General features: G+C 72.7%; 3 protein-coding genes and 1 pseudogene. 2 read left to right on the forward strand and 2 right to left on the reverse strand.

Features of this window, described 5'->3' with window-relative positions; all coding sequences use genetic code 11:
- A partial coding sequence (locus EAO76_RS45140; protein ID WP_187439042.1) for a transcriptional regulator occupies positions 1 to 853 on the forward strand: 853 nt, incomplete at its 5' end.
- Between the two features lie 28 nt (positions 854 to 881).
- Here the strand turns inward: EAO76_RS45140 and EAO76_RS42580 are convergent.
- On the reverse strand, positions 882 to 1403 hold the full coding sequence (locus tag EAO76_RS42580; protein WP_148841574.1) for a MaoC/PaaZ C-terminal domain-containing protein: 522 nt from the start codon (positions 1401 to 1403) through the stop codon (positions 882 to 884).
- A gap of 208 nt (positions 1404 to 1611) precedes the next feature.
- On the opposite strand from EAO76_RS42580, the gene EAO76_RS42585 reads away from it, so the two are divergent.
- A complete protein-coding gene (locus tag EAO76_RS42585) occupies positions 1612 to 1785 on the forward strand; it encodes a DUF5708 family protein (protein ID WP_262376234.1) in 174 nt (57 codons plus the stop codon).
- A 159-nt stretch (positions 1786 to 1944) separates the two neighbouring features.
- On the opposite strand, the pseudogene EAO76_RS45145 reads toward EAO76_RS42585, so the two are convergent.
- Positions 1945 to 3060 (reverse strand): annotated as a pseudogene (locus tag EAO76_RS45145) (adenylate cyclase); the annotation flags it as partial.

Genomic DNA, 3060 nt, shown 5'->3' on the forward strand with positions numbered 1-3060 from the left:
GGAGGTGGCGGTGCGGTTCTTCGAGGGCGACGAGAAGGACGCGTTCGTCCTCGCCGTCCACGCGAACGTCACGCACGGCCTGCCGCTGTCCGTCACCGAGCGCACCGCGGCGGCGCAGCGCATCGTGGAGAGCCATCCGCAGTGGTCGGACCGGGTCGTCGCGGAGGCCGTCGGCCTCGCGGCCAGGACCGTCGCGGGCATCCGGAAGCGTTCGACCGAGGACCGTGCGCAGTCGAACGCCCGGATCGGCAAGGACGGACGGCTGCGACCGCTCGACGGGGCCTCCGGCCKGCTGCGCGCCCATGAGCTGTTCCGCCTGCGGCCGGACACCCCGTTGCGGGAGGTCGCGCAGCAGGCCGGGATCTCCCTCTCGACGGCCTGGGACGTGCGGGCGCGGATCCAGCGCGGCGAGGACCCCGTGCCGCCGCGGCAGCGGAAGGCGATGACGGCCGCCGCCGACGGCCGGCCCCGGACGGCGGCGCTCGACGCGGTGCCCCGGCAGCGGGCGGTCGTCCCGGTCGGCGGCGCCCGTCGGACGGCCGCCCCGGCCGACGGCGCCCGTGCCGCGGGCCCCGGCCGGTCCGGTACGCAGCAGAGCGCGGCCGAGGCGCTGGAACAGCTGCGCAAGGACCCCTCGTTACGCCTGAGCAACGCAGGGCGCGACTTCCTGCGATGGTTCGAGTCCCGGCTGATCTCCCCGCAGGAATGGCGGCACTTCGTCGACCGGGTGCCCCTGCACCAGGTCGGCGTCGTGGCGGAGACCGCCCGCAGGAACGCCGAGTTGTGGCGGCAGTTCGCCGAACAGGTCGGGACGAGGCGGGCCCTCCTGGACGAACTGCCCGACGGTGGCTGACGGCCGGCCGGCGAGCGGGGCAACGATGTCAGACGTGGGCGTCCGGTGCCGGTTCCTCCTCCAGTACCGGGAAGCGGGGCAACGCGGCATCGGGCATCGCCCGGTAGAGGCGGGTCTGCTCCGCGGTGCACACCACGGCACCGTCCTCCGTCTCGATGGTGATGGACAGCACCAGCTCCAGGTAGTCCCGCGGCCGGGTGCGGGCCCCGACGACGGTCACACCGGCCCGCACCCGGCACCCCACGACGGCCGGGGCGCGGAACCGCACCCGGTCCAGACGCTGGTTCAGCCCCACCTCGGACCACTCCAGGTCCAGCAGGCTGTCGGTCAGGAAGGTGATCAGGGACAGGACCATGAAGCCGTGGGCCACCGGGGCCCCGTACGGCCCGTCCGCGGCGCGGACGGGGTCCACATGGATCTCCTGCCGGTCGCGGGTGAGGTCGGCGAAGGCGTTCACGTCCTGCTGGGTGATCTCGAACCAGTCGCTGTGGCCGCAGTGCCGGCCCGCGCGTTCCTGGTACCAGTCGGCTATTTCCTGCAACGTCGCCATATAGGTCTCCTGCGGAGGACTGGAAAGGATTCACGCCGAGGAAATCGGGGTGAAGGAAGAAAGGGAAGGCGTTTCCCGCCTGTCGGGTGCGGAGGCGATCGTACGTCCCGGAGCGGCTGAAGTCTCACTTTCCGCCGCGTTCGAGGTCAAGGTACGAAAAAGGAAAGTCGGCCCGTAAGGGCCAGAAGGGTATGAGATGAATCCAACCATGAAGGCACTGGTCGGTGGAGGTATCACCTTCGTCATCGGTCTGGTGCTCTGGCAGTTCACCGGGGACATAGAGACGCCCGTCGTCACCCTGACCAAGCTCGGTGTCGTATTAATGGCACTGGGCGTGCTGGAGGTGCTGTACGGCCTGTACAAGGGAGTCGCCCGGAAGTGAGGACCGTCCCGCCATCGGCGCCGGACACGCGATGGCGGGACAGTCCCCGGGCGGGCCCCGGCCTCGATGACGGGGAGAGGTGACGGGGAGATGCGGGCGGGGCGGTGCGTACCGCCCCGGCCGAAATCCCGCGGAAAAGCGGAAGAATTCGATCCGGTATTACCCGGCCAGATCGCGGAGCTGCCGTATCAGACGGCGGCCCACGTCGTCGTTCTGCCGGAAGAACGGTGAGTTCGTCCCGGGCACCGAGAACGAGCCGAGGCTGCCCCCCGTGGCGAAGGCGCCCAGCGCGTAACGGCGCGGGTGCGGCTCCCCGGACGGTTCGGTCACCCGGTAGTCGCCCTCCCGGGCGACCAGTCGGGAGACGTTGCGCGTGCCCTCCGGGCGGCGGGCCGTCGCCCGCTCCCGGGCGATCAGGCCGCGCAGCAGCCGGTCCTCGCCACCGAGCGCGTCCGGCGCGGCCAGGCGCGCCTCGACGAGGTACCGGCTGCGGAAACCGTCCGCCAGCGAGTCGGACGCGGCGACGAAGACGCCCGCCCCCTCGTCGGCGCGGATCCGCAGCCCGGCCCCGAGGAAGCGGACCAGACCGGCGTCGGACAGCGCCATGAGCTGCTCCAGCCGGAACGGCGGCGGCCCGGACGAGAAGAAGCTGTTGAACTCGGATATCCGCTCGATGTCGCGCTCGGCGCGCGGGCCCAGCGCGTCCCCGCCGGACACCAGCAGCTCGGCGAGCTGGTTGCCCGCCTCGAACAGGGACCGCGCCGCCCCGGCCCAGGCGCTGTGGACGGGCCGGGTGGCCCGGTCGACCAGCCCCCGCACGTGGCCGCGCATCCACGCCCCCAGGGCCCGCTCCGAGGCGAAGTGCCGCCCCGTCAGCGGCTGTCGCAGCGTGTCGAGGTCCAGCCGGTCGCCGGCCGTCGGCACCGACCGGCGGACCAGCTCGCGCGACTCGGGGCCGTCCCAGGGGAGTTCGGCGTACGTCCGGGCGAAGTCGTCCCAGGACGTCGCGGTCCGGTCGGGGTGTCCGGTGAACAGCTCCCGGTAGTAGCCCCAGCCGATCTCCTTGGCGGTGAGGGACCACAGGTCGGGGGCCTCGGGATCCGGCCCGTCCGGGGCCCCGGACAGGGCCGCCTTGAGGTTCTCCAGGGTCGCGAACCGGACCGGTCCGGGCTCCGCGCCCCGGGTCCGGAGCCCGTTCTTGGGCAGATACGGCACGCCCCGGCGGGACCCCACCCACAGCACCGGCTCCGTCCCCGCCGCCTCGTAGCGCAGCCC

The sequence above is a fragment of the Streptomyces sp. sk2.1 genome, from assembly GCF_008120935.1.
GTDB lineage: Bacteria > Actinomycetota > Actinomycetes > Streptomycetales > Streptomycetaceae > Streptomyces.